Source organism: Citrobacter amalonaticus (assembly GCF_037053465.1).
Classification (GTDB): domain Bacteria; phylum Pseudomonadota; class Gammaproteobacteria; order Enterobacterales; family Enterobacteriaceae; genus Citrobacter_A; species Citrobacter_A amalonaticus_H.
The window spans coordinates 1-1418 of sequence record NZ_JBALIF010000056.1 but is presented as its reverse complement, the minus strand read 5'-3'; the positions used below and the strand labels follow the sequence as shown (position 1 = coordinate 1418).

General features: G+C 46.7%; 1 protein-coding gene and 1 pseudogene. One reads left to right on the top strand and one right to left on the bottom strand.

Annotated elements, in window-relative coordinates:
* A pseudogene (locus WB371_RS23740) lies at positions 1 to 116 on the top strand (IS3 family transposase); the annotation flags it as partial.
* A gap of 622 nt (positions 117 to 738) precedes the next feature.
* Here the strand turns inward: WB371_RS23740 and WB371_RS23735 are convergent.
* On the bottom strand, positions 739 to 1418 hold a 680-nt coding region (locus WB371_RS23735), incomplete at its 5' end, for a helix-turn-helix domain-containing protein (protein WP_336222385.1).

The following is a 1418-nucleotide window of genomic DNA, read 5'->3' as shown; positions in this document are numbered from 1 at the left end:
CTGTTAAACCTGACAACAGTGGACAGCAGGCACAGGATTTACTGGATCTCAGAACAGAAATTCTCAGACTGAAAGCGCAGCTTAAACAGACTGAGGAAGTACGGGATATTCTGAAAACCTAGACGACGCGTTCCGGCGTAACGGACTGCGTGCGCCACGCAGCGTTCGGCTGCTGCCAGCGTGATTACAGACGTGACATGTCCCCTCCTCTAAAGTCGCTGATTTTCATCCTCCAACCTCGGTAGACGCCGCGGTTCTGTCATACCCAGTACCTGCAAATTTCTTCTTCCGGTTATAAAAAGTAGTGACCTCAGAAATCCCTGTCTTTCTTTCTGCAAACTTCCCCGATGCGGGGAGGTAGGGCGGTTTCAACCTGTATTAGCGCAAACGCTACTTGTTTTCGGTATAACCGTGCTTTGCCATAGCGGATATACCTCGAGTACTGTGGAAAAAGACAGGATGTTTCAGTTTATTCTGACACTGTTTTTAAGGGGAAAAACAGTTTGTTACTAAAAACATGTGTGTTGGCTTCGCACTCTCACTCCAGTCACTTAGTTTAGTAAGCTCCTCGGGATGAATGAGGGACATCCTTGTCCCTCTCCGAAGGCAATCTACGGCCACGCCCTTTAAGGGCCAATGCAAGCGCTGTTCAAAATACCTACCGCATTTTGTCCTGCAACTCGAATTATTTATAGTATAAAATGACAGGCCATCCAAATGGCGCAGTGCCGCGTGTCTTCAAAAATTTTCTGGCAGATGAATGATTTCCTCAAGTTTCCCACGCGAGACCCTGATATATCCACCTTGTGTTAATACTGATAATACGTAATAGATCTGACTACGGGAGATGAATGTCGTCGCCTGAATAAATGCGGCAAGCCCAATGCGTTTTTGGGCGAATAATTCCCTGTTAGCCATGTATTCGATCAATTTTACCCGAATGGATGTGTAAGACGATTGAGCGACAAGATGTTCATCACGGTAAGTCATCAGCCGCATATAGTAGGCCAGTATCAGGGATACTTGTTCCCAAAGTCCCTGTTCAGTCAGCACCTTTCTGGCTTGCTCGGCAGCCAGAGAAGATATAGTCGTTTCAGAACTAAACTGAAAGTAATGTCGCCCGAAAGGGACAAACATTTCCTGAAGCCCGATAACCAGTGGCCCCCTGAATACGCCGATTTTTAAATCGTCGTAAGTACGTAATACGCTGCAACTACCAGAATGTAACAACCAGATATGGTCATTCTCATTTGCCGATATATGGAGCGTCCTGTTTGGCGGCAGGCTACAGGGTGCTGAAAATGGCTTAAGGGCATCATGGATCTGCTGAATCGTTTCGGTTGGGCGCTGGATATCGTTAACGAAAAGACTTCTGCGTTTCCCTGGCGAAAGCACTCCTTTTCCGTCATGTTTATATG